The organism is Pseudomonas sp. Marseille-Q5299 (genome assembly GCF_943737035.1).
Taxonomy (GTDB): Bacteria; Pseudomonadota; Gammaproteobacteria; order Pseudomonadales; family Pseudomonadaceae; genus Aquipseudomonas; species Aquipseudomonas putida_E.
In genome coordinates, this window is record NZ_CALSFR010000003.1 from 454,813 (window position 1) to 478,457 (window position 23,645).

Annotated in this window: 19 protein-coding genes and 1 pseudogene; 7 read left to right on the forward strand and 13 right to left on the reverse strand. The window is 63.3% G+C overall.

What is annotated here, in order from left to right:
* Position 1 precedes the first annotated feature (1 nt).
* Complete coding sequence (gene mutM, locus NGJ21_RS10715; protein WP_115273352.1) at positions 2-814, reverse strand: bifunctional DNA-formamidopyrimidine glycosylase/DNA-(apurinic or apyrimidinic site) lyase; 813 nt, start codon at positions 812-814, stop codon at positions 2-4.
* A 3-nt stretch (positions 815-817) separates the two neighbouring features.
* Positions 818-1,636: an HDOD domain-containing protein gene (locus NGJ21_RS10720; RefSeq protein ID WP_174141113.1), complete on the reverse strand. Its 819-nt coding sequence runs from the start codon at positions 1,634-1,636 to the stop codon at positions 818-820.
* A gap of 209 nt (positions 1,637-1,845) precedes the next feature.
* Between NGJ21_RS10720 and NGJ21_RS10725 the strand changes: the two genes are divergently transcribed.
* A complete protein-coding gene (locus NGJ21_RS10725) occupies positions 1,846-3,042 on the forward strand; it encodes a class I SAM-dependent rRNA methyltransferase (protein ID WP_046787023.1) in 1,197 nt (398 codons plus the stop codon).
* 39 nt (positions 3,043-3,081) lie between these two features.
* On the opposite strand, the gene mgtE is transcribed toward NGJ21_RS10725, so the two are convergent.
* A complete protein-coding gene (gene mgtE, locus NGJ21_RS10730) occupies positions 3,082-4,137 on the reverse strand; it encodes a magnesium transporter (protein ID WP_115273351.1) in 1,056 nt (351 codons plus the stop codon).
* Positions 4,138-4,616: 479 nt separating this feature from the next.
* Between mgtE and ilvD the strand changes: the two genes are divergently transcribed.
* Positions 4,617-6,458: a dihydroxy-acid dehydratase gene (gene ilvD, locus NGJ21_RS10735; protein ID WP_046787021.1), complete on the forward strand. Its 1,842-nt coding sequence runs from the start codon at positions 4,617-4,619 to the stop codon at positions 6,456-6,458.
* Positions 6,459-6,843: 385 nt separating this feature from the next.
* On the opposite strand, the pseudogene NGJ21_RS10740 reads toward ilvD, so the two are convergent.
* Positions 6,844-7,116: pseudogene (locus NGJ21_RS10740) on the reverse strand (haloacid dehalogenase-like hydrolase); the annotation flags it as partial.
* A 334-nt stretch (positions 7,117-7,450) separates the two neighbouring features.
* Here NGJ21_RS10740 and NGJ21_RS10745 point away from each other — a divergent pair.
* On the forward strand, positions 7,451-8,842 hold the full coding sequence (locus NGJ21_RS10745; protein WP_046787019.1) for an L-cystine transporter: 1,392 nt from the start codon (positions 7,451-7,453) through the stop codon (positions 8,840-8,842).
* Between the two features lie 34 nt (positions 8,843-8,876).
* Here NGJ21_RS10745 and NGJ21_RS10750 read toward each other — a convergent pair whose 3' ends face one another.
* On the reverse strand, positions 8,877-9,392 hold the full coding sequence (locus tag NGJ21_RS10750; protein WP_115273350.1) for a dihydrofolate reductase: 516 nt from the start codon (positions 9,390-9,392) through the stop codon (positions 8,877-8,879).
* 56 nt (positions 9,393-9,448) lie between these two features.
* Here NGJ21_RS10750 and NGJ21_RS10755 point away from each other — a divergent pair, with 56 nt between their 5' ends.
* Entirely contained in the window at positions 9,449-10,840 is a 1,392-nt protein-coding gene (locus NGJ21_RS10755) for a DUF2868 domain-containing protein (RefSeq protein WP_174141033.1), read from the forward strand.
* Positions 10,833-12,197, forward strand: coding sequence for a GTPase/DUF3482 domain-containing protein (locus NGJ21_RS10760; protein ID WP_115273348.1), 1,365 nt, complete (start codon positions 10,833-10,835; stop codon positions 12,195-12,197). Before NGJ21_RS10755 ends, NGJ21_RS10760 begins: the two co-directional genes overlap by 8 nt.
* A gap of 83 nt (positions 12,198-12,280) precedes the next feature.
* On the opposite strand, the gene NGJ21_RS10765 is transcribed toward NGJ21_RS10760, so the two are convergent.
* The 5 genes from NGJ21_RS10765 to NGJ21_RS10785 all read right to left on the reverse strand — a co-directional run bounded on the left by NGJ21_RS10765 (position 12,281) and on the right by NGJ21_RS10785 (position 19,461).
* Positions 12,281-13,306: a putative 2-aminoethylphosphonate ABC transporter substrate-binding protein gene (locus NGJ21_RS10765; protein ID WP_046787015.1), complete on the reverse strand. Its 1,026-nt coding sequence runs from the start codon at positions 13,304-13,306 to the stop codon at positions 12,281-12,283.
* A gap of 30 nt (positions 13,307-13,336) precedes the next feature.
* Positions 13,337-15,061: a putative 2-aminoethylphosphonate ABC transporter permease subunit gene (locus NGJ21_RS10770; RefSeq protein WP_251962093.1), complete on the reverse strand. Its 1,725-nt coding sequence runs from the start codon at positions 15,059-15,061 to the stop codon at positions 13,337-13,339.
* A gap of 1 nt (position 15,062) precedes the next feature.
* Positions 15,063-16,121: a putative 2-aminoethylphosphonate ABC transporter ATP-binding protein gene (locus NGJ21_RS10775; RefSeq protein ID WP_046787013.1), complete on the reverse strand. Its 1,059-nt coding sequence runs from the start codon at positions 16,119-16,121 to the stop codon at positions 15,063-15,065.
* 117 nt (positions 16,122-16,238) lie between these two features.
* Positions 16,239-17,108 (reverse strand): LysR substrate-binding domain-containing protein, encoded by an 870-nt coding sequence (locus NGJ21_RS10780; protein ID WP_046787012.1) that lies wholly within the window; start codon positions 17,106-17,108, stop codon positions 16,239-16,241.
* Between the two features lie 100 nt (positions 17,109-17,208).
* The gene (locus tag NGJ21_RS10785) at positions 17,209-19,461 is read right to left on the reverse strand and encodes a heavy metal translocating P-type ATPase (RefSeq protein ID WP_251962094.1); all 2,253 of its coding nucleotides are present in this window, start codon (positions 19,459-19,461) and stop codon (positions 17,209-17,211) included.
* A gap of 82 nt (positions 19,462-19,543) precedes the next feature.
* Here NGJ21_RS10785 and cadR point away from each other — a divergent pair, with 82 nt between their 5' ends.
* Positions 19,544-19,987, forward strand: coding sequence for a cadmium resistance transcriptional regulator CadR (gene cadR / locus NGJ21_RS10790; protein WP_119688108.1), 444 nt, complete (start codon positions 19,544-19,546; stop codon positions 19,985-19,987).
* A gap of 41 nt (positions 19,988-20,028) precedes the next feature.
* On the opposite strand, the gene NGJ21_RS10795 is transcribed toward cadR, so the two are convergent.
* Genes NGJ21_RS10795 through NGJ21_RS10805 form a run of 3 tightly spaced genes read right to left on the reverse strand, consistent with a single transcriptional unit; the run spans position 20,029 to position 22,658 of the window.
* The gene (locus tag NGJ21_RS10795) at positions 20,029-21,000 is read right to left on the reverse strand and encodes a thymidylate synthase (protein WP_012312270.1); all 972 of its coding nucleotides are present in this window, start codon (positions 20,998-21,000) and stop codon (positions 20,029-20,031) included.
* Between the two features lie 49 nt (positions 21,001-21,049).
* Positions 21,050-21,859, reverse strand: coding sequence for a prolipoprotein diacylglyceryl transferase (gene lgt / locus NGJ21_RS10800; protein WP_046787008.1), 810 nt, complete (start codon positions 21,857-21,859; stop codon positions 21,050-21,052).
* A 16-nt stretch (positions 21,860-21,875) separates the two neighbouring features.
* Positions 21,876-22,658, reverse strand: coding sequence for a sulfite exporter TauE/SafE family protein (locus tag NGJ21_RS10805; RefSeq protein WP_174141036.1), 783 nt, complete (start codon positions 22,656-22,658; stop codon positions 21,876-21,878).
* 129 nt (positions 22,659-22,787) lie between these two features.
* On the opposite strand from NGJ21_RS10805, the gene NGJ21_RS10810 reads away from it, so the two are divergent.
* The gene (locus tag NGJ21_RS10810) at positions 22,788-23,534 is read left to right on the forward strand and encodes an NRDE family protein (protein WP_174141037.1); all 747 of its coding nucleotides are present in this window, start codon (positions 22,788-22,790) and stop codon (positions 23,532-23,534) included.
* Positions 23,535-23,645 lie beyond the last annotated feature (111 nt).

Sequence of the window (23,645 nt, forward strand, 5' to 3'; positions counted from 1 at the left end):
TTCAACGCTGGCAACGCGGGCAGTAAACGCTGGCCCGTTGCCCAAGCTTGGCCTCGCGCAAGGCAGTGCCACACAGCTTGCAAGGCATTCCGCCCCGGCCGTACACGAACAGTTCCTGCTGGAAATACCCAGGCTGCCCGTCGCCGCCAATGAAATCGCGCAAGGTCGTACCCCCTTGCTCGATGGCTGCCGCCAGCACGCGCTTTATCTCGATGGCCAGTTTCAGGTAACGGGCACGGGAGATTCCGCCCGCCTCACGGCGCGGGTCGATACCGGCGGCAAACAGCGCCTCGGTCGCGTAGATATTGCCCACGCCCACCACCACCGCGTTATCCATGATGAAAGGCTTGACGGCCATCGTCCGCCCGCGCGACAGCTGAAACAGACGCTCGCCGTCGAACAGGTCGGTCAACGGCTCTGGGCCCAGACGCAGCAGCAACTCGTGATTGAGCGGATCGAGGCTCCAGAGCATGGCACCGAACCGGCGTGGGTCGGTGTAGCGCAGCATCAGCCCCGACTCCAGCTCGATATCGACGTGCTCATGCTTGGCCGCCGGTAGCCCCATCTGCACCAGACGCAGGTTGCCCGACATGCCCAGATGGCTGATCAAGGTGCCGACCTCGGCATTGATCAGCAGGTACTTGGCGCGCCGCTCGACGCTGAGAATACGCTGCCCGGACAAACGCACGTCCAGGTCCTCGGGGATTGGCCAGCGCAAGCGCCGGTCTCGCACCACCACGCGGCTGACCCGCTGGCCTTCCAGGTGCGGTGCGATACCGCGCCGCGTAGTCTCGACTTCGGGTAATTCCGGCATGAATCAGTGCCCGCCCAGCTCGCGAATGGTCTGTTTGAGGTTCTCGAAGTCGTACTCCGACAAACCGATGTAGTCCAGTACCAGCGGGCCGACCGCATTCCACTCATGGTCGACATGCTGGTTGCCCAAGACCCGGCAGGACGCGCAGATGTGTTCGGCCATCTTCAGCACCGCCAGCAGGTTCTTCAGCTGGCTCTGGGTGTTGCGCGGCGACTCCTCGCGGAACACGGCCAGGGCATTGTGATGGTTGGCGATGGCCGCGCTGATGTGCTCCGGCAGGCGCCAGGACTTGGCGGTGAAATAGCCGACCACCGAATGATTGGTGTTGAATGCACGGTTCTCGGTGTCGACCACGCGTGTTTGCGCATCAGCCTTGGCGTAGGCCTCCTCCAGTACATCCATATAGTTGGGGAAACGCTTGAGCATCAGCGGGACGCCGCAATCATGGAACAGCCCGAGGGTGTAGGCCTCGTCCGCCGCCTGGATGCCGGTGCGCTTGGCCAGTGTCAGGCAGGTCATGGCCACGTCCTGGGCAGTGTCCCAGAAGCGGTTGAGGGTAACGATGGTCTCGTCGCTCATCTCGCCCTTGATCGACTGGGCGTTGATCAGGTTGATGATCGAACGGCTACCCAGCAGGTTCACCGCACGCTGGATCGAACCGATCTTGTTGGACAGCCCGAAGTGCGGCGAGTTGACCAGCTTGAGCAAGGCACCGGACAAGCCCGGGTCCTGGGAAATCAGCTTGGCGATGGTTTCCAGGTCCGGGTCGGGCATGTACTGCTCGAACTGCAGGTCGACCATGATCTGCGGTTGCGGCGGGATGGTAATGCCTTGCAAGGCTTGCTGGATCTGTTCGGCGCTGAGTTCTTGGGACATACGTACATACTCGTTGAGGACGGGGGATTCTAACCCTGTAGGTCGCTCGACTTGTAGCGCTTGTGCCCGCGAACAGGCAGGGCAGTTTGTCGTACCCTGCACCGAATCAAGGGCCAACCGGTTATACTCCCGCTCTTTTTTCCCGGAGCGACGTCATGTCCCTGCCCAGCCTTCGCCTCAAAGCCAATGCCGACCGCCGCCTGCGCGCCGGCCACCTGTGGGTCTACAGCAACGAAGTCGATGTCACCGCGACGCCGCTGCAGGGCTTTCAGGCCGGCCAACAGGCGATCCTCGAGGCCGCCAACGGCAAGCCGCTGGGTATCGTGGCGCTGAGCCCGAACAACCTGATCTGCGCCCGCCTGCTGTCACGCGATGCCAAGCTGCCGCTGGACAAGTCGCTGCTGGTACACCGCCTCAACGTCGCCCTGTCCCTGCGCCAGCGCCTGTTCGACCAGCCGTGCTACCGCCTGGTCTATGGTGATTCCGACCTGCTGCCGGGCCTGGTGGTCGACCGCTTCTTCGACATTCTCGTGGTGCAACTGGCCTCGGCCACCATGGAACTGCACAAGGACGACGTGATCGCCGCCCTGGTCCAGGTCCTCAAGCCCAGCGGCATCCTGTTCAAGAACGATTCCGCCGCCCGTGACGCCGAAGGCTTGCAGCGTTACGTCGAAACCGTCTACGGCGAAGTGCCGGACTGGGTCCCGCTGGAAGAAAACGGCGTGAAGTTCGAAGCGCCAGTACGCGAAGGCCAGAAGACCGGCTGGTTCTATGACCACCGCATGAACCGCGCGCGCCTGGCGCCCTACGTCAAAGGCAAGCGTGTGCTCGACCTGTTCAGCTACATCGGTGGTTGGGGCGTGCAGGCCGGCGCATTCGGCGCCAGCGAAGTGTTCTGCGTGGATGCCTCGGGCTTTGCACTGGATGGCGTGGAGCGTAACGCCGCGCTCAATGGCATCAGCGAAAAACTGACCTGCATCGAAGGCGACGTGTTCGAGGCTCTGCGCGAGCTGAAGGCCGCTGAAGAGCGCTTCGATGTGATCATTGCCGACCCACCCGCGTTCATCAAGCGCAAGAAAGACCTGAAAAACGGCGAAGCCGCCTACCGCCGCCTCAACGAACAGGCCATGCGCATGCTGACCAAGGACGGCATCCTGGTCAGTGCTTCGTGCTCGATGCACCTGCCCGAAGACGACCTGAACAACATCCTGCTGACCAGCGCCCGCCACCTGGACCGCAACCTGCAAATGCTCGAACGCGGCGGCCAGGGCCCGGACCACCCGGTTCACCCGGCCATCGCTGAAACCCGCTATATCAAGAGCATTACCTGCCGGTTGCTGCCCAACAGCTGATTCACGTCCAAGGGGCCGCGCTGCGGCCCCTTGGGTGCCTCAGATGCCCAGCACGTAAGAAGCAATACCGAAATACACCAGCACCCCTGCCGCATCGGCGATAGAGGTCACCAGCGGCCCGCTGGCAGTGGCCGGGTCGAGCTTGAGCCTGGTGAACATGAAGGGCAGGCTCATGCCAATCAGGCTGCCCAGCAAGACGATCACCAGCATGCTGCTGGCAACGATCAAGGCGACATCCGCCCCACCGCGCAGCGCCCCCAGCGATGCCACCGCCACTGCCATGGTGCCGCCCAGCGCCAGCGCCACAGCGCATTCACGTGCCAGCATGCGCAACCAGTCGCGCATCACCACCTCACCCGTTGCCAAACCACGCACCATCAATGTCGCCGACTGCGCGCCCGCGTTGCCACCGCTGTCCACCAACAGCGGCAGGAAGAACACCAGGACGATATGCGCGGCAATGGTTTGCTCGAATGCCGCGATCCCCGCCCCCGAAAACAGATTGCCGAACACCAGCAGCACCAGCCACAGCACCCGCTTGCGGTACAGCAGGCTGACAGTGGCGTCCCTGAGATTGCCCACGTGGTTGGTGATGGAGGCGCCCTTGTGGAAGTCCTCGGTAGCCTCTTCGACGACCACATCGAGTGCGTCATCGCAGGTCACCAGGCCGACCAAACGGCCGGCCTCATCCAGCACCGGCACCGCCAGCAGGTCGTGCTCGCGGATCAACCGCGCCACTTCCTCCTGGCGGGTCGAGGTACACACGCAGATGACCTTGCGCACCATGAGCTGCTCGATCGGCTGTTCACGCGCCGCAAGGATAAGCTCGCGCAGGGAAAGCGAACCCAGCAGGTTGCGTTTCTCGTCGAGCACATAGGACTGATAGATGGTTTCGGCATCTGCGGCCTCGCGGCGCAGCATGTCGATCGCCTGGCTGGCAGTGAGGCCGGCATCCAGACACGAATACTCGCTGGTCATCAGGTAACCGGCTGTGCCCTCGGGGTAGCCTTCAGGATGAAGCAGGCCATCACGACGCACCTGTGCAGCCTGACGCAGGTCGAACGGGGAAACGACGAAATCGGAAGTGTGTTGCATGAGATTCTCCAGGCGCCGACGCAGGCACCCGTAAACCTCAGCCACACGAGCTCAAGCCTTCGGAAGCCCTGGCGACGGCGCGCTCAGTGCCAATTTGCAGGTTCTGTATGAACTGAAACTGGGAAGGTCCATTGAGGTGTTGTCTCGTGATACCGCACATGCGGCGCGGCGGATAATAAGCAGCCAATGCGCACCTGTCAGCTGCGCACCGGGCTTTTCAGATCGGTCCTACAAAGTGCCGGTCATGCTCCCCAAGCCACCGCCCAGACACATCGCCATTCCCTCGCCGCGCCAGCGGTGTAGAATCGGGCTATTCATCGCCAGTCATCCCCGGCGGGTTTATGAGCTCTGGTCGAGCACGCGGCGATCCCGTTGTGTCTTCGGCCCCATCCGTGCCAGTGGCAACCGGCCTAAGGCGCATAGGAAAAGAGAAGCTCACTCCCCTTTTTGTGACCTGATTAAGCCGCCAGGAGTGCTTCATGCCTGATTATCGTTCCAAGACTTCCACCCAAGGCCGCAACATGGCCGGCGCCCGTGCCCTGTGGCGCGCCACCGGGATGAAGGACGAAGATTTCAAGAAACCGATCATCGCCATCGCCAACTCGTTCACCCAGTTCGTCCCGGGCCATGTGCACCTGAAGGACCTGGGCCAACTGGTCGCCCGCGAGATCGAACGCGCCGGTGGCGTGGCCAAAGAGTTCAACACCATTGCGGTCGATGACGGCATCGCCATGGGCCATGACGGCATGCTGTACTCCCTGCCCAGCCGCGAGATCATCGCCGACGCCGTGGAATACATGGTCAACGCCCACTGCGCCGACGCCATCGTGTGCATTTCCAACTGCGACAAGATCACCCCCGGCATGCTGATGGCCGCCCTGCGCCTGAACATCCCGGTGATCTTCGTGTCCGGCGGCCCGATGGAAGCGGGCAAGACCAAACTGGCCAGCCACGGCCTGGACCTGGTCGACGCCATGGTCATTGCTGCAGACTCCTCGGCCTCCGACGAAAAGGTTGCCGAGTACGAGCGCAGCGCCTGCCCGACCTGCGGTTCCTGCTCCGGCATGTTCACCGCCAACTCCATGAACTGCCTGACCGAAGCACTCGGCCTGGCCTTGCCTGGCAACGGTTCGACCCTGGCCACCCACGCCGACCGTGAGCAGCTGTTCCTCACCGCCGGCCGTACGATCGTCGAGTTGTGCAAGCGCTACTACGGCGAGAACGACGAGTCGGTCCTGCCGCGCAGCATCGCCAACTTCAAGGCGTTCGAAAACGCCATGATGCTCGACATCGCCATGGGCGGTTCGACCAACACCATCCTGCACCTGCTGGCCGCAGCGCAGGAAGGCGAGGTGGCATTCGACCTGCGTGACATCGACCGCCTGTCGCGCAAAGTGCCGCAGCTGTGCAAAGTGGCGCCGAACATCCAGAAGTACCACATGGAAGACGTCCACCGCGCCGGCGGCATCTTCAGCATCCTCGGTTCGCTGGCCCGCGGCGGCCTGCTGCACACCGACCTGCCTACGGTACACAGCCGCAGCATGGAAGAGGCCATCGCCAAGTGGGATATCACCCAGACCGACGATGAGGCGGTGCACACCTTCTTCAAAGCCGGCCCGGCGGGTATTCCGACCCAGACGGCCTTCAGCCAGTCGACCCGTTGGGAAACCCTGGACGACGACCGTGAAAACGGCTGCATCCGCAGCTTCGAACATGCCTACTCACAGGAAGGCGGCCTGGCCGTGCTGTACGGCAACATCGCCCTGGACGGCTGCGTGGTGAAAACCGCAGGTGTCGATGAGTCGATCCACGTGTTCGAAGGCAACGCTAAAATCTTCGAAAGCCAGGACAGCGCGGTGCGCGGCATCCTCGCCGACGAAGTGAAGGCCGGTGACATCGTCATCATCCGCTACGAAGGCCCGAAAGGCGGCCCGGGCATGCAAGAAATGCTCTACCCGACTTCGTACCTGAAATCCAAAGGCCTGGGCAAAGCTTGCGCGTTGCTCACCGATGGCCGCTTCTCGGGTGGTACCTCGGGCCTGTCGATCGGCCATGCCTCGCCAGAAGCCGCCGCTGGTGGCGCCATCGGCCTGGTACGTGACGGCGACAAGGTATTGATCGACATCCCCAACCGTTCGATCAACCTGCAGGTCAGTGATGAAGAGCTGGCTGCACGCCGCGTGGAGCAGGACAAGAAAGGCTGGAAACCGGCCGAAGTGCGCCCACGCAAGGTGACCACCGCGCTGAAAGCTTACGCCCTGCTGGCGACCAGTGCCGACAAGGGTGCTGTGCGCAACAAGGCGATGCTTGAAGGGCTGTGAGGCCTTGATGATTTGAAGAAACCGGCGCCCTGAGCCCTAGTGCCAGGCAGTCAAGTGATTTAGGGCCGCTTTGCGGCCCTATCGCCGGCAAGCCGGCTTGCCCCACAGGTACCCCGCTGCTCTCAAGCTCAGCGCAAACCCAGTGGGAGCCGGCTTGCCGGCGATAGGGCCGGTAAATCCGATGCAAGACTCAAAAGAAAGCCCCGCAAAGATAATCCTGGCTAGAAAATTCGCACGAGTGGCATTCGCCCTGAGGAAAAATCAGAACGAATAGGTCACCAAAGGCGCGAAAATGGCTTGCTGATAACCATAGAGTCTCCCACAGGTACAGCGCAGACCTCAGGAACTGCGCGGTCCATGTGGGCCTGCACAGGCATCCAATGGCCTACTGAATCTGCTCCGGCGTGACGATCACCCAGTTCTTGTCCGCTGTCACCGGCAACCCCGCCTTGGCCTGGGCCACCGCGTTCCTGGCGATCATCCCGTTCAACTGGTCCATGTAATTGGCCTTGCGGTTTATCCACAGGTGGATACCGCCCCTGTCAATATCCACGCCCTGAAACTGCATGTAGCCATCACTGGCCGGGGTATCACCGCCCACCAGCACCGGCTTCTTCCACTCATCGATATACGTGAGGATCGCCGCCTGCTTGGCCGCCTCGGCTGGCTAATGCTTGAGCTCAGTGGCTCCGCTTTCGATACTGAACAGCAGGGACAAACCGATGGCCAAGGCTTTCGGAGCAAACCTCATGTACGAATCCCCTGAAATGATCGGGAAAAACTAGACCATCAAACCACCCGAGCGCCCCTCCACTGCGACGCTCATACAATTGTAAACGTAGTGTTCATTGCTATTTGCGACCACCTGTTATTCCATAAACGACTAAGCAAATTACCTTTGGGTATAAATTCGTTTGTTTTCAGGCTGTTAGCATTTCCGTTCGCAATCGCTCACAGAGGCGATGCCTCTTCTGCTTTTTCCTGGAGCTTCAATGAACCTGCCGCTGTCTCTCAACCTGCTGGTGTTCCTGGCCTTGCTGCTGGGCCTGGCGCAAACTCGCCATACCGACTGGAGCCTGGCCAAGAAAGTCCTGCTCGGCCTGGCATTGGGTGTGGGCTTCGGCCTGGTGCTGCACACCCTCTACGGTGCCGGCCACCCGGTACTAAAGGCCACCATCGGCTGGCTGGATCTGGTCGGCAACGGCTATGTCGGCTTGCTGCAGATGATCGTCATGCCGCTGATCTTCGCCTCGATCCTCAGCGCCGTGGCCCGCCTGCACAACGCCTCCGCGCTTGGCCGCATCAGCGTCCTGACCATCGGCACACTGCTGCTGACCACTGCCATCGCTGCGCTGATCGGTATCGCCCTGACCAATCTGTTCGGCCTGAGCGCCGAGGGGCTGGTGGCAGGCGTACAGGAAAGCGCACGCCTGCAGGCCATCCACAGTGACTATGCCGGCAAGGTCGCCGACCTCAACATCCCGCAACTGCTGCTTTCGTTCATCCCAAGCAATCCGGTAGGCGACCTGGCACGGGCCAAGCCGACCTCGATCATCAGCGTGGTGATCTTCGCAGTGTTCGTCGGGCTGGCCGCGCTGCAGCTGATCAAGGATGACTCCGAGAAGGGCGCACGCGCCCTTTCGGCCATCGATACCCTGCAGGCCTGGGTAATGCGCCTGGTGCGCCTGGTGATGAAGCTGACCCCGTACGGCGTGCTGGCGCTGATGACCAAAGTGGTGGCCAGCTCTAACCTGGACGACATCCTCAAGCTCGGCAGTTTCGTCGTCGTGTCGTACATCGGCCTGGGCCTGATGTTCGTGGTGCACGGCATCATCCTGGCCGCAACCGGCGTCAGCCCGCTGCGCTTCTTGCGCAAGGTATGGCCGGTGCTGACCTTCGCCTTCACCAGCCGCTCCAGCGCGGCGAGCATCCCGTTGAACATCGAGGCGCAGACCCGTCGCCTGGGCGTACCACAGTCGATCGCCAGCTTCAGCGCCTCGTTCGGTGCAACCATTGGCCAGAATGGCTGCGCCGGGCTCTACCCGGCCATGTTGGCGGTGATGGTGGCCCCGGCAGTGGGTATCGACACCTTCGACCCGCTGTGGATCGCGACCTTGGTGGCCATCGTGACCTTGAGTTCCGCTGGCGTTGCCGGCGTGGGCGGCGGTGCGACCTTCGCAGCGCTGATCGTGCTGCCAGCGATGGGGCTGCCGGTCGAGCTGGTGGCACTGCTGATTTCGGTTGAGCCGCTGATCGACATGGGCCGAACGGCCTTGAACGTGAACGGCTCGATGACGGCGGGCGTGGTGACCAGCCAGTTGTTGAAAGAAACCGACAAGGATGTGCTGGCCGGCGAAGAGCATGCCGAGCTGAGCCAATCCTGATATAGACGGGGCTGCTTGCGCAGCCCCAACCACTTCAAGACTTGTCCCACACCTCGAAGTGATACGCAGGCTTGTCCGCTTCTGCCTGCGGCTCACTCGATGCCAGCTGCCACTGCGCCTTGTCGAACTCCGGGAACCACGCATCCCCTTGCGGCGAAAGCTCCACCCGGGTCAGATACATACGGTTCACCAAGCCCTTTTCCAGGGCCTGAGCGTACAACTGTGCGCCGCCGATCAGCATCAGTTCGTCAACACCCTGCTCACGTGCCCACTGCTCAGCGCGCTCCAGCGCATCTTCGAGCGAAGCGAACACTTCGGCCCCGGCCAGCACCAAGCCGGCCTGACGGCTGACCACGATGTTCAGGCGCCCCGGCAGCGGCCTGCCCAGCGAGTCCCAGGTCTTGCGGCCCATGATGATCGGCTTGCCCAAGGTGGTGGCCTTGAAATATTTGAAATCCCCCGGCAAGTGCCAGGGCATGGTGTTGTCGATGCCGATGACGCGGTTCTCGGCGAGGGCCGCAATCAGGCTGAGGGGGAGTGAAGTAGTCATGCCGGCGAGGATAGCAAACCCATGGTGGGTTATGCTTGCGCCCTGAACCGTGTGCAATGGAATACCCTGTGACTGGACATACTCCACTGGACAAGCGCTGGCTCACCGAAGCGGTGCGCCTGCGCGAGGAACACGCCGGCCCCCTGGAGGATCAGGAAGCCAACCGCCACGCCCGCCAGCAGGGCGGCGACCTGGCAGCCCGCATCGAAGCGCGCGCACTGTTCCTGGCCGAACGCGATGGCATGACCACTGCCCTGCAGCACTGGAAACAAGGCGCACGCCTGGCCCTGCTGGCGTTGCTGCTGTTGGCCATACTCAGCGGCGCGGGCCTTGCCTTTGCCGCCCTCGGCGATGGCCTGCGCCCGGTCAACGTGTTCTGGGCGCTGGGCAGCCTGCTCGGGCTCAACCTGCTGATGCTTCTGGGCTGGGCCGCCGGGCTGGCCTTGAGTGGCGAACATGGCGCCAGCCTCGGACGGCTGTGGCTCTGGCTGAGCGAACGCTTCGCGCGCGACGCCAAGGCCGTACACCTGGCGCCAGCACTGCTGGTGCTACTGCAGCGCCAGCGCCTCAACCGCTGGTTGCTTGGCCTGCTCGTACACAGCTTGTGGCTGACGGCCATGCTCAGTGCGCTGACACTACTGCTGGTGTTGCTTGCCACCCGGCGCTACGGCTTCGTCTGGGAAACCACCCTGCTCGCCCCCGAGCCCTTCATCACCCTTACCCAAACGCTTGGTGCCCTGCCCTCATTGCTCGGCTTTGCCGTGCCGGACGAGGGCATGATCCGCGCCAGCGGCGACACCCAGCTTGCCGTTGATATCGCCCGCCAGGCCTGGGCCAGCTGGCTGCTGGGCGTAGTGTTGGTTTATGGCCTGCTGCCGCGCCTGCTGTTGGCTGGCTTGTGCCTTTGGCGCTGGTACCAAGGTCGCCGACGCCTGGCCCTGGACCTCAGCCTGCCCGGCTATGCCCAACTGCGCGATGCACTGATGCCCCGCAGCGAACGGATTGGTGTGCAGGACACCGCCCCCGAAGCGTTGCCACAGTTCCAGGCAGGTCAACTGGAAACCGGCAGCAGTGGAGCCTTGCTGGTCGGCCTCGAATTGGACGACCAGCGCCCATGGCCGCCTGCGCTGGCCAAGGGGGTGACCGACGCCGGCGTACTCGACAGCCGTGAATCGCGCAACCGGCTGCTCGAGCAGTTGAGCCGCTTCCCTCCGGCACGCCTGGCCATCGCCTGCGACCCCCGCCGCTCACCTGACCGCGGCAGCCTGGCACTTCTGGCAGAGTTGGCACGCAATGCCGGTGCCACGCGCATCTGGTTGTTGCAGGCTGCCCCAGGCCAGGTCCTGGACGCCGAGCGCCTGGGGGACTGGCATGAAGCCCTCGACCGCCTGGGCCTGCCCCACGCCGACACCGCCCCCATGAGCTGGCTGGAGCATGGCCATGACTGAGCCCCTGAAACTGGCCGTGGTCGGCCACACCAATGTCGGCAAGACCTCGCTGCTGCGCACCCTGACCCGCGATGTCGGCTTCGGTGAGGTGTCTCATCGCCCGAGCACCACCCGCCACGTCGAGGGCGCGCGCCTTTCGGTGGACGGTGAGCCGCTGCTTGAGCTCTACGATACCCCCGGGCTGGAAGATGCCATTGCCTTGCTCGACTACCTGGAACGCCTCGAACGGCCGGGCGAGCGCCTGGACGGCCCGGCACGGCTGGAGCGCTTTCTGCAGGGCAGCGAAGCACGCCAGCGCTTCGAGCAGGAAGCCAAGGTGCTGCGCCAGTTGCTGGCAAGCAATGCCGGCCTGTATGTGATCGACGCGCGCGAGCCGGTGCTGGCCAAATACCGCGACGAACTGGAGGTGCTGGCCAGTTGCGGCAAGCCATTGCTGCCGGTGCTCAACTTCGTCGCCAGCAGCCAGCATCGCGAACCTGAATGGCGCGAGGCCCTGGCCCGCCTCGGGCTGCATGCGCTGGTAAGGTTCGACAGCGTTGCGCCCCCTGAAGACGGCGAGCGCCGCCTTTACGAGAGCTTGGCATTGCTGCTGGAAGACGCCCGCCCCGCCCTGCAGCGGCTGATCGACGACCAGCAGGCACAGCGGCTGGCCCGCCAGCACAGCGGTAAACGGCTGATCGCTGAGCTGCTGCTCGACTGCGCAGCATGTCGGCGCAGCGTCGAAGCTGAACCAGCGGCTGAAGCCAAGGCCATCGAGACCTTGCGCCAGGAGGTGCGCCAGCGAGAACAGCGCTGCGTCGAAGCGCTTCTGAAGCTCTACGGTTTCCGTCGCGAAGATGCCAATGCCGGTGACCTGCCGCTGTTGAACGGGCGCTGGGGCGATGACCTGTTCAACCCCGAAACCTTGAAGCTATTGGGCGTACGCCTGGGCAGCGGCGTGGCGGCAGGGGCTGCGGCCGGCGCGGGGGTCGACCTGCTGGTCGGTGGCCTTACGCTCGGTGCTGCCGCCTTGGCCGGAGCCATTGCCGGCGGAGCCCTGCAGACTGCACGCAACTATGGCGCACGGTTGATGGGTAAACTGAAGGGCCAGCGCGAGCTGACGGTGGATGACACGGTGTTGCGCCTATTGGCGTTGCGTCAGCAACAGTTGATGGCAGCACTGGATAGCCGCGGGCATGCGGCACAGAACAGTATTCGCCTGAATGAGCCGGACGAGAAAACCTGGCGTGAAGGCAAGCTTCCCGAGGCGCTGAACAAAGCGCGGGCGCATCCGCAGTGGTCGACGCTCAATCCGGGGGCGCGAGTGAACCAGACTGAGCGGCAGGAACAGCTGGAAGCACTGGTATTGCAGATTTGAGCTGCCTGTTCCAGCCTGATCGCGGGTAAACCCGCGCCCTCAGGTTTGGCACTGCCAACCTGAGGGCACAGGCCCCGCAGAGCTTACTGCTGCGCCACCTTCTCCGACTTGCCGTCATAACGCTTGCGCCACTCGGCCAGGATCTGGTCGCGGTTCTTCGAAGCCCAGGCGAAGTCGTTCTTGATCAGGCGCTGCTCGTAGTCCGCGGGGAGCTCGGTTTGCGGTTTGGCAATACCCGGGGCAGCGAGTACAGCGAAGTTCTCTTTGTACAGTTCCATGGCCGCAGGGCTTGCCGAGAAATCCGCCAGCCGCTTGGCGGCATCAGCCTTCGGTGAACCTTTGATCACTGCAGTCGCCTCGATCTCCCAGCCCAGGCCTTCCTTGGGCAGTACGATATCCAGTGGCGCGCCCTGGCGCTTGAGCTGCACCGCCGGGTACTCGAAGGAGATACCGATCGGGAACTCCCCTGCCGCTGCCAGTTTGCAAGGCTTGGAGCCGGAATGGACGTACTGGCCGATGTTCTGGTGCAGCGCGTCCATATAGGCCCAGCCCTGAGGCTCGCCAAAGGTCTGCAGCCACGCGCTCACATCCAGGAAACCGGTACCGGACGACGCCGGGTTCGGCATCACGATCTTGCCCTTGTACTCCGGCTTGGTCAGGTCCTGCCAGCTCACCGGTTTGCTCAGGCCCTGCTTCTGGGCCTCGATGGTATTGAAGCAGATCGTCGCGGCCCAAACGTCCATGCCGACCCACGCCGGAGGGTTGGCGGCGTCACGGTAGTTGGCGGAGATCTTGCCCAGGTCTTTCGGTGCATAGGCTTCGAGCATGCCGTTCTGGTCGAGGATGGCCAGGCTGGAAGCCGCCAGCCCCCACACCGCATCGGCCTGCGGGCGCTCTTTCTCGGCCAGCAGCTTGGCAGTGATGATGCCGGTGGAGTCACGCACCCACTTGATTTCGATGTCCGGGTTGGCCTTTTCGAAGGCCTGCTTGTAGGTCTTGAGCTGCTCGGCTTCCAGGGCGGTGTAGACGGTCAGCTGCGTAGTGGCGGCCGAAGCCTGCAGGCTGAATACAGCGGTCACGGCAGCGGCAAGTGCGAGGGGCTTGAACATGATGCGTTTCCTGTCAGTGTGGGCAGTCGGTCAATGGCCGGGAGCGCGCTGGCGCCAGGCCTGGGAGCGGCGCAGCAGGCCGCGGGAAGCGCCGGCCAGCAGCAGCGATGCAGCCGCACTGGTCAGCAGGATCAAGGTCGACATGGCGGCAGCGCCGCCGACATTGCCGGCATCGTCCATGTTCAGCACCGCGACGGCGGCCAGGATGGTGTCGGGGCTGTACAGGAAGATTGCCGCCGATACCGTGGTCATGGCCGAGACGAACAGATAACGGATGATGTCCAGCAGTGCTGGCAGGCAGATCGGCACGGTCACCCGCACGAAGTGCTTGTACAACGGCGCCTTGAGCGACAGCGCGGCGGCCTCGAACTCGCCATCGAGCTGGCGCAACGCCGTGGTTGCGGTCATCTGCGCAGTGGTCAGGTAGTGGGCGATGGTGCACACCACCAACAGCCCCATGCCGCCATAGAAAACGTGCAGTGGGTTGCCATTGAGGTTGAAGAAGAAGACATAGCCCAGGCCCAGCACCAACCCCGGTACCGCCATGGGGATGAAGCTGAGCAGGCGCAGGGCCTGGTTGAGCAAACGCTGGCCCTGGGTTTTCTCCATCAGGTAGGCACCGGCAAAGATCACCATGCTGCCGATCAGCGCGGTGCCGACGGCCATGGTCACGCTGTTGCGATAGGCCAGCCAGCCACCGCCGGCGGTGTCTTCGAACATGTAGTGCTTGAACGACAAGGTCAGGTTGTAGGGCCAGAAGGTCACCAGTGACGAGTACACCGCCATGCCGATCACGCCCACCAGCACCGTGCATACCAGCAGGACGATCACCAGATAACAGGCATCACGCCCGGGCGACGGCTTGGGTTCGAATACCTGGGCACGACCACTCATGGCCTCGCCCTGACGGCGACGCAGCCAGGCATCGACCGCAAAGCTCAGCAATGCCGGCACCAGCAGCACCATGCCGATCAATGCACCCCGGCCGAACTGCTGCTGGCCGACGACCGCCTTGTAGGCCTCGAGCGCCAGCACCTGGTAGTCGCCACCGACAACCACCGGTACACCGAAATCGGTGATGGTCAGGGTGAACACCAGGCAGAACGCCGCGAACACCGCCTGGCGCGTTGCCGGCCAGGTAATGCTGCGAAACGCCCGCGACGCCCCGGCCCCCATGCTGGAGGCGGCATCGAACAACCGTGCATCGGCCAGCGACAAGGCCGACAGCAGGATCATCAGCGCATGCGGGAAGGTGTAGATGGCCTCCCCCAGGACAATGCCCCAGAAGCCATAGATGTTGTCACTGAGCAACCCGCGCAGCAGGCCTTGGTTACCGAACAGGTAGACCAGGGCAATCGCCGGCAACATCGACGGCGCCAGCAGTGGCAGCAGCGAGATACCCCGCCACAGCCCCTTGGCCGGTATCAGCGTGCGCTGCAAGGCATAAGCGAACAGGTATGCCAGGGGGACCACGATCGCGGCAACCGTGAAGGCAACCGACAAGCTGTTGCCAAGCAGCCAGTGGAAGTTGTCACTGGCAAACAGTTCACGGGCCGCCAGCAGACCGCCACCCTGGCCGGCATCGCCGCTGAAGCCGCGCCAGAAGATCGCCAGCAACGGCATCAGCACCGCCAGCAACAGCAAGGCCAGCAGCAGGCACTTGCCACCGACGACGAACAGCCGATCACCGAATGCAACATCATTGCGCGCTGTGTGCTTGGGCTGGGCCAGCGGCAAAGGCATGGGCGCGGCCATCTCAGGCAAACACCTGCAGGCTCTGCGGCGGCAGGGCCACCCAGATGTCCTGCGAGCCCAAGTGTGGCATGGCTTCTGGCGCCAGTTCGGCGAGCAGCGGATGGCCCGGCAGGGCCTTGAATTCAAAGCTCATGCGGCAGCGGTTGCCGAGGAATGTGATTTCGCGGACCTTGGCCGGGAACAGGTTTTCTTCATGCACCACCGGGTTGACAGTGATGGCCTCCGGGCGGCAGAACAACCGGCCGCTGCTGGCCCGCGGCGCACCCGCTGCCAGGCGCATGCTCATGGCGCCCACCTGGGCATGGCTGTCGCCAGTACGCTGAAACGGCAGCCAGTTGCCCTGGCCAACGAACTCGGCAACGAACGGCGTGGACGGCTGATCGTAGATTTCCTGAGGGGTGGCGTACTGCTCGACCTGGCCGTTGTTCATCACCGCAATGCGGTCGGCCATCAGCATGGCTTCGTCCTGGTTGTGGGTGACCATCAGCGTGGTGATACCCAGTTGACGCTGCAGCTGTCGAAGTTCGGTACACAGGTGCTCACGCACACGCGCATCCAGCGCCGACATAGGCTCGTCGAGCAACAGCAGCGAAGGCGACGGGGCCAGGGCACGGGCCAACGCAACCCGCTGCTGTTGCCCCCCGGACAATTGCCCGGGGTATTTCTTTTCACTGCCGGCCAGGCCTACCAGGTCCAGCATCTCGGCTACGCGCTGGCGGCTTTCTTCACGGCCACTGCGGTTCAGGCCGTAGGCAATGTTGGCTTCGACGGTGAGGTTGGGGAACAGCGCGTAGGATTGAAAGAGGATGCCGTAGTCACGGGCCTGTGGGGGCAATTCGCTGATGTCACGCTCACCGATGTACAACTCGCCACGGTCTTGGCGTTCCAGCCCTGCGATGCAGCGCAGCAGGGTGGTCTTGCCGCAGCCGGAAGGGCCGAGCAGGCAAACCAGCTCGCCGGCGGCGATGTCCAGGGAGACATCGTTCAACGCCGTGAAGGCGCCGAAACGCTTGTGGATACCGCGCACTTTCATTTGTGCGCCCGGGGTGGCGTGGTTCATGGCAAAGCCTCATCGAGCAGATGTGGCCATGCTAGAAAGGCTGTGCGAAGGTTCTGTGGCGGCGAGGCAAAGGCGGGCGATAGTGGTATAGGCAAATTTTGTAGTGACGTTGCAGGTTCAGAACTGCGACCCCACCACTTCCTGCGCCACCCCGAGGAAGGCTGCCGGCAACCGGGCCTGGCGTCTTTCCTTAAGGCAGTACAGGTACTCATGCATCACCGGCGCATCTTCCAGTGTCAGCACCCGCAGCTCCGAGTTGTGCGGCACCTCGTGCCGGGCAATCACGCTGATGCCGATATTGCGCAGCACCGCCTCACGGATCGACTCGCGGCTGCCGATTTCCAGCACCGCTTCGGCCTTCACCCCAGCGCCGTGCATCATTTCTTCGGTGAGTTTGCGCGTGGTCGAACCTTTCTCGCGCATCAGCAGGCATTGCCCTGCCACCACCTCGATAGACACCACCTGACGCTGCGCCAGCGGGTGATTGCGGTGCACCGCCACCACCAGCGGGTCAGTGCCCAGCACGCGCCTCACCAGGCGAGCATCCTCCACCAACTGTGACGAGGCGGCGAGATCGACGCGGTAGTCCTCCAGCATCTCCAGCACCTGCTGCGAATTACCGATCTCCACGGCCACGCCCACCTGTGGCAAGCGCTCACGGAAGATCTTCACCAGATCGAGTATGTAGTACGGCGCAGTGGCAGCGATGCGCAGGTTGCCTTGGGCATGGCCGCTGTTGCGCAGCTCGAACTCGATGTCGGCTTCCTGTTGCAGCAGCGCCTTGACCATTGGCAGCAGGCGCACGCCCTCCTCGCTCAGTACCAGGCGCCGGCCGCCGCGGTAGAACAGCTCCACCGCGTACTGGCTTTCGAGGTTGCGGATCTGGGTGGTCACCGTCGGCTGGCTGAGGCCAAGCTTCTTCGCCGCCAGTGTGATGCTGCCCAGGCGGGCCACCATGTAGAAGGCTTTGAGCTCGGCACTCAGCATTGCTGGGCTCCGCAGCCGCAAAAGCAGCCGTAAGCAGAGGCAGCGCTGTGTAGTTTCATAAGTCTCGATTCCACCTCGATCAGCTTGTAGCTTGCGGCTGCTACTTGCGCAAAAGGCGCAGGCCGTTGAACACCACCAGCAGGCTTACGCCCATGTCGGCGAACACCGCCATCCACAGCGTGGCCATGCCGGCAAAGGTGATTGCCAGGAAGATGGCCTTGATGCCCAACGCCAGCACGATGTTCTGCTTAAGGATCGCCGCACTTTGCCGCGACAGCCTGACGAAGGCCGGGATTTTGCGCAAGTCGTCATCCATCAGCGCCACATCGGCGGTCTCGATGGCGGTGTCGGTACCGGCAGCCGCCATGGCGAAACCGATCTCGGCACGGGCCAGCGCCGGCGCATCGTTGATGCCATCACCGACCATGCCAACCCGGTGCCCCTGGGCGTAGAGCTGCTCGATCGTGCTCAGCTTGTCGGCAGGGAGCAGGTTGCCTTCGGCGCGGTCGATACCGACCTGGGCAGCGATGGCCTGGGCGGTATGGGGATTGTCGCCGGTAAGCATGACAGTCTTGATGCCCAGCGCGTGCAGCTCGGCGATGGCCTCACGGCTGCTGTCCTTGACCGTGTCGGCAACGGCAAACAGCGCCAGCGGGCCAGAGCGGTCGAGCAACAGCACCACGGTCTTGCCTTGGCGCTCGAGTTGGTCCAACTGTGCTTCGAGCTGCGGTGAGCACAAGCCCAGCTCTTCGACCAGACGATGGTTGCCCAGGTGATAGGTTTCGCCATCGATGTCACCACGCACACCGCGCCCCGCCAAGGCAGCGAACGCGCTGACCTCACTCAGGGCCAGCCCCTGCGCCCTGGCCAACTGGGCGATGGCAGCCGATACCGGGTGGTCTGAGCGCTCGGCCAGGCTTGCCGCCAGTGCCTGGGCGCGGCCTTCGAACAATGGGTCTAGCACCTTGGTATCGGTCTGCACCGGCTTGCCGTAGGTGAGAGTGCCAGTCTTGTCCAGGGCCAGGAAGTCCAGCTTGCGGCCCCCTTCCAGGTACACCCCCCCCTTGATCAGGATGCCCTTGCGCGCCGCAGCCGCCAGGCCACTGACAATGGTCACCGGGGTGGAAATCACCAGGGCACATGGGCAGGCCACCACCAACAGCACCAAGGCGCGGTAGACCCAGTCGAACCAGGCGCCGGCCATGAACAGCGGCGGGATGAGCGCTACGGCCAAAGCCAGGGCGAACACCACAGGCGTGTAGATGCGCGAGAAGGTATCGACGAAACGCTGGGTAGGCGCTCGAGCGCCCTGCGCCTGCTCCACGGCCTTGATGATACGGGCCAATGTGGAATGCCCTGCCACTGCAGTTACCCGGTACTCCAGAGCGCCGGCCTGGTTGATGGTGCCGGCGAACAGCTTGTCGCCAGGGGCCTTGTCCACAGGCAGGCTCTCGCCGGTGATCGGTGCCTGATCGACGCTGGATTGCCCACTGACCACTTCACCGTCCAGGCCGATACGCTCACCGGGGCGTACCCGCACGAGCGCACCGATCGCTACGTGGCGCACCTCGGCCTCACGCCATTGGCCGTCAGCCTGCTGCACCGTGGCCATGTCCGGCGTAAGCTGCATCAGGCCACTGATGGCATGGCGCGCACGGTCAAGTGAACGTGCCTCGATCAGTTCGGCGATGGTGAACAGCACCATGACCATGGCCGCCTCAGGCCACTGGCCGATCAGCACGGCACCGGTCACGGCAATGCTCATCAGCGCGTTGATGTTCAGGTTGCGGTTTTTAAGGGCAATCCAGCCCTTCTTGTAGGTGCCCAGGCCACAGCCAAGGATCGCTGCCAGCGCCAGCGCGGCTACCACCCACTCGGGCGCCAGCGCGCTGAAATGGATGATTTCAGCGGCGATCGCCGCGATGCCGGACAATGCCAATGGCCACCAGCGAGTCTTGGCTGGCGCGGGTGCGATCACGCCACCCTCATCCTCTACAGCCAGCGGTTCTGCCTTCATGCCCACGCTTTCGATGGCCCGCTCGATCTCAGCAGTGCCATCCAAGGTATGGCGCACGCCCAGCACGCGGTTGATCAGGTTGAACTCCAGCTGCTCGATGCCGGCCAGCTTGCCGAGCTTGTCCTGGATCAAGGTCTGTTCTGTCGGGCAGTCCATGGCTTGTATGCGAAAACGGCTGAGCCGGGCCTGGTCACTGGCCTTTTCGCTCAATTGCACAAACGCAGGCGCCGCACTGGAACCGCAGCAACTGTGCGCATGTGCGTCGTGGCAATGGCTTTTACCGGCGTTGACGTGGTCATGGTCATGCACGTGTTCGTGGCTGACAGGCTGGTTCATGGGGTCATCCTTAGTGAGCACCTGTTGCCAAGTGAACACCCTGTAGCCACTATAGGGTCAAGCCACCTGATGGAGAATCGCCATGAAAATCGGAGAACTGGCCAAAGCCACCGACTGTGCGGTGGAGACCATTCGTTATTACGAGCGTGAGCAGCTACTGCCAGAGCCAGCGCGTACCGACGGTAATTACCGGCTGTACACCCAGGCCCATGTCGAGCGGCTGACCTTTATCCGCAACTGCCGCACCCTGGACATGACCCTGGACGAAATACGCAGCCTTTTGCGCCTGCGCGATAGCCCGGCGGGCTCATGTGGCAGCGTCAATGCGTTGATAGACGAACATATCGAACACGTGCAGGCGCGGATCGATGGCCTGGTGGCATTGCAGGAGCAACTGGTGGAGTTACGCAGACGGTGCAGTGCGCAGGGAGAGGAATGCGCGATCTTGCAGCGTTTGGAGGTGAACGGAGCCGTATCCGTGCCGGATACCGAGCATTCGCACGTGGGGCGTAGCCACGGGCATTGAAGCCGCTGGGGCTGCTGCGCAGCCCTGGGCATTTGCGCGAATCAGACCGCCATCGGCGCCGTCATCGGTGCATGGTGCTCATAGCCTTCCAGGCTGAAATCGCTCGGTTCGATCTTCTCCAGCCATTCTGGCTCGTACTTGCCCGTCTCGGCGAACGCAGGCACGCGGTCGCTGATCACCAGCTTCGGTGCTTCCAGCGGCTCGCGCTTGAGTTGCTCGTTAAGCATGTCCAGATGGTTTTCGTACACATGGGCATCGCCAATGAAGTACGTGAACCAGCGCGGCGTATAGCCCGTCAGGCGGCCGAACAGCGACAGCAGCGCCGCACCTTCGGTGAGGTTGAACGGTGTGCCCAGGCCCAAGTCATTGGAGCGGATGTAGAGCGTCAGGGAGATTTCCCTGGTCTGGACATTGGGGTGGAACTGGTACAGCAGGTGGCACGGCGGCAGCGCCATTTCGTCCAGCTGCGCGCAGTTCCAGCCATGGAACAGGATGCGCCGGCTGCCCGGGTCGTTGGCTATGGTGTCCAGGCACTGACGCACTTGGTCGATGGCCTTGTACAGCACGACGAACGCCTGGCCATCTTCCTCGTCCTGGGCAATCCTGCGAAAGCCCGCTTTTTCGGCCATCTCGATCGCTGCCGGGTTGCTCAGCGGGATGCGCTTGTAGCCCGGCCACTGGCGCCACTGCACACCGTAAATCTCGCCGAGGTCGTCATGGCCCTGGCGGAACGGGTTGGCCAGCCACTGGGCGTTCTCGTTGGCGTTCTGATCCCACACCTTGCAGCCCAGTTCGCGGAATTCACCCGCGTTCTTCACGCCACGCAGGAAGCCGACCATTTCGCCGATGGCAGACTTGAATGCCAGCTTGCGCGTGGTGATGGCCGGAAAGCCCTTTTGCAGATCGAAGCGCAGCATGGCGCCCGGCAGGCTGATGGTGCGGATGCCCGTGCGGTTTTCCTGCAGAGTGCCGTTTTCGATGACGTCACGGACCAGGTCCAGATACTGTTTCATGGCTTACCTGTAGCAAGAACGGCAGGGGGATCGCCCCTGCCGTTGGGAATCAGATGGCGGGTTTCGCCGTGGGTTTGCGATTATAAGCCCACCAGATCAATCCGAGGCCGGCCAGAATCATCGGGATGCAGAGTATCTGACCCATGGTCAGCCAGCCCCAGGCAATGTAGCCCAGCTGGGCATCCGGCACGCGGACGAATTCGACGATGAAGCGGAAGATGCCGTAGAACAGGGCGAACATCCCGGAAACCGCCATGGTCGGGCGCGGCTTGCGCGAGAACAGCCAGAGGATCGCGAACAACGCCACGCCTTCCAGGGCGAACTGGTACAGCTGCGATGGGTGGCGCGGCAGCTGGGCCGGGTCGCTGAACGGCGGGAAGATCATCGCCCACGGCACGTCGGTCGGCTTGCCCCACAATTCGGCGTTGATGAAGTTGCCGATACGCCCTGCCCCCAGGCCAATCGGCACCAGCGGTGCGACGAAGTCCATCAGTTCGAAGAATGACTTGTTGTTGCGCTTGCCGAACCACAAGGCCGCCAGCATCACGCCGATGAAGCCGCCGTGGAACGACATGCCACCCTTCCATACCTCGAAGATCAACGTCGGGTTGGCCAGGTAGGCGTGCAGGTCGTAGAACAGCACATAACCCAAGCGCCCGCCGACGATCACCCCCATCGACAACCAGAACACCAGGTCAGAGAGCTTTTCACGCGACCAGGTGGGGTCGAAACGGTTGAGCCGGCGCGAGGCGAGCAGCCACGCGCCACCAATGCCGATCAGGTACATCAGGCCGTACCAATGGATTTTCAGCGGCCCGAGCGCAACGGCCACGGGGTCTATCTGCGGGTAAGGCAGCATGGATATTCCTCTGGTTTCAAATCAAAAAGCTCAGGCCTACGCTAAACAGCAGCGCGGCGAACAAACGCTTGAGCAGGCGGGGCGACAACTTGTGCGCCAGCCGCGCGCCGAAGCGGGCGAAAAACATGCTGGTCACGGCAATGCCGACCAGCGCTGGCAGGTACACGAAGCCCACGCTATGGGCTGGCAGATGCTCATCGTGCCAACCCAGCCACATGAAACTCAGGGCGCTGGCCACGGCAATCGGCAGGCCGCAGGCCGAAGACGTGGCCACCGCCTGCTGCATCGGCAGGCTGCGCCAGGTCAGGAATGGCACGGTCAACGAACCACCGCCGATGCCGAAGATCGCCGAGGCCCAACCGATCACGCCACCGGCACCGATCAGTGCGGGCTTGCCGGGAATGCCGCGGCTGGCCTTGGGCTTGAGGTCCAGTGCCATCTGCGCGGCAATGATCAGCGCGAATACGCCGATGATCTTCTGCAACAGCGGGCCCTGGATAAGCGAAGCCGTCTTCGCGCCCACCCCGGCGCCCAGCAGGATACCCACGGTCATCCAGGCGAAGATCGGCCACTGCACCGCGCCCCGACGATGGTGCTCGCGCACGGCATTGATCGATGTGAAGACGATGGTTGCCAGCGAGGTACCCACCGCCAGGTGAGTGAGCACCGAAGCGTCGAAGCCCTGCAGGGTGAAGCTGAACACCAGCACCGGCACGATGATGATGCCGCCGCCCACGCCGAACAGCCCGGCCAGCACGCCGGCACAGGCGCCCAGAAGCAGATAGAGTGCGAACTCCATTCGTCGTCCCCGAAAAAACAATCCGGCATGGTAACGGAAGCCGGGCTCGGGGCTCTAGTGAACTCTGTGACAGGATGGATCGGCGCCGCCGCAGTGGGTAGAGTGGCAAAAAACCCAGAGGCCCAACCTATGTGCCTGATCGTATTCGCCTGGCGGCCAGGGCATGCCCTGCCGCTGATCGTGGCGGCCAACCGCGACGAGTTCTATGCCCGGCCCACGCAGGCGCTGGCAGCCTGGGAAGATGCGCCCGGCGTGCATGCAGGGCGTGATCTGGAGGCCGGTGGTACCTGGCTGGGCGTGGGGCCGCAGGGGCGGTTCGCCGCGCTGACCAACATTCGCGACCCAGGGCAGCCGTTGGGCCCCCGCTCACGCGGCGAGCTGGTGGCGGCATACCTGCAGGGTGAACTTGGGGTCGAGGCCTATCTGGACCAGGTCGCCAGCCGCAGCAAGCAGTATTCGGGGTTCAACCTGCTGGTGGGCGATGGTGTGCGCCTGGGGTATCTGCACGCTCGAGACGCGGCGCCGCGCTTGCTGGCGGCTGGGGTGTATGGGCTTTCCAATGCCGGGCTGGATACGCCGTGGCCCAAGCTGGTCAAGGCGCGCGACGGGCTGGAACGGTTACTGGGGTCAGCAGACCCACAGCGTTTGATGGCGTTGCTGGCCGATGGTGAGACGGCGCCTGAGGCAGAGCTGCCGGAAACTGGCGTGGGGGTGGCGACAGAGAAGCTGCTGTCGAGTGTGTTTATTGCCAGCCAGAATTATGGGACGCGGGCCAGTACGGTGCTGATCGTGGATGATCAGGGTAAAAGACGGCTTGTCGAGCGCAGTTTCGGGCCTTTTGGGGGGCACTTGGGGGAGGTTGAGCTTTGGGTTTGAGGGCCATGGGGCTGCTTTGCAGCCCTTTCGCGACGCAAGGCCGCTCCTACAAGGGTCGCGTCGCCTGTAGGAGCGGCCTTGTGTCGCGAAAGGGCCGCAAAGCGGCCCCAG

Excerpts from the sequence above, each read along its gene's own strand:
- mutM (WP_115273352.1), bottom strand. The coding sequence starts at position 814 with ATGCCGGAATTACCCGAAGTCGAGACTACGCGGCGCGGTATCGCACCG.
- NGJ21_RS10725 (WP_046787023.1), top strand. The coding sequence starts at position 1,846 with ATGTCCCTGCCCAGCCTTCGCCTCAAAGCCAATGCCGACCGCCGCCTG.
- mgtE (WP_115273351.1), bottom strand. The coding sequence starts at position 4,137 with ATGCAACACACTTCCGATTTCGTCGTTTCCCCGTTCGACCTGCGTCAG.
- ilvD (WP_046787021.1), top strand. The coding sequence starts at position 4,617 with ATGCCTGATTATCGTTCCAAGACTTCCACCCAAGGCCGCAACATGGCC.
- NGJ21_RS10745 (WP_046787019.1), top strand. The coding sequence starts at position 7,451 with ATGAACCTGCCGCTGTCTCTCAACCTGCTGGTGTTCCTGGCCTTGCTG.
- NGJ21_RS10750 (WP_115273350.1), bottom strand. The coding sequence starts at position 9,392 with ATGACTACTTCACTCCCCCTCAGCCTGATTGCGGCCCTCGCCGAGAAC.
- NGJ21_RS10755 (WP_174141033.1), top strand. The coding sequence starts at position 9,449 with ATGGAATACCCTGTGACTGGACATACTCCACTGGACAAGCGCTGGCTC.
- NGJ21_RS10760 (WP_115273348.1), top strand. The coding sequence starts at position 10,833 with ATGACTGAGCCCCTGAAACTGGCCGTGGTCGGCCACACCAATGTCGGC.
- NGJ21_RS10765 (WP_046787015.1), bottom strand. The coding sequence starts at position 13,306 with ATGTTCAAGCCCCTCGCACTTGCCGCTGCCGTGACCGCTGTATTCAGC.
- NGJ21_RS10770 (WP_251962093.1), bottom strand. The coding sequence starts at position 15,061 with ATGGCCGCGCCCATGCCTTTGCCGCTGGCCCAGCCCAAGCACACAGCG.
- NGJ21_RS10775 (WP_046787013.1), bottom strand. The coding sequence starts at position 16,121 with ATGAACCACGCCACCCCGGGCGCACAAATGAAAGTGCGCGGTATCCAC.
- NGJ21_RS10780 (WP_046787012.1), bottom strand. The coding sequence starts at position 17,108 with ATGCTGAGTGCCGAGCTCAAAGCCTTCTACATGGTGGCCCGCCTGGGC.
- NGJ21_RS10785 (WP_251962094.1), bottom strand. The coding sequence starts at position 19,461 with ATGAACCAGCCTGTCAGCCACGAACACGTGCATGACCATGACCACGTC.
- cadR (WP_119688108.1), top strand. The coding sequence starts at position 19,544 with ATGAAAATCGGAGAACTGGCCAAAGCCACCGACTGTGCGGTGGAGACC.
- NGJ21_RS10795 (WP_012312270.1), bottom strand. The coding sequence starts at position 21,000 with ATGAAACAGTATCTGGACCTGGTCCGTGACGTCATCGAAAACGGCACT.
- lgt (WP_046787008.1), bottom strand. The coding sequence starts at position 21,859 with ATGCTGCCTTACCCGCAGATAGACCCCGTGGCCGTTGCGCTCGGGCCG.
- NGJ21_RS10805 (WP_174141036.1), bottom strand. The coding sequence starts at position 22,658 with ATGGAGTTCGCACTCTATCTGCTTCTGGGCGCCTGTGCCGGCGTGCTG.
- NGJ21_RS10810 (WP_174141037.1), top strand. The coding sequence starts at position 22,788 with ATGTGCCTGATCGTATTCGCCTGGCGGCCAGGGCATGCCCTGCCGCTG.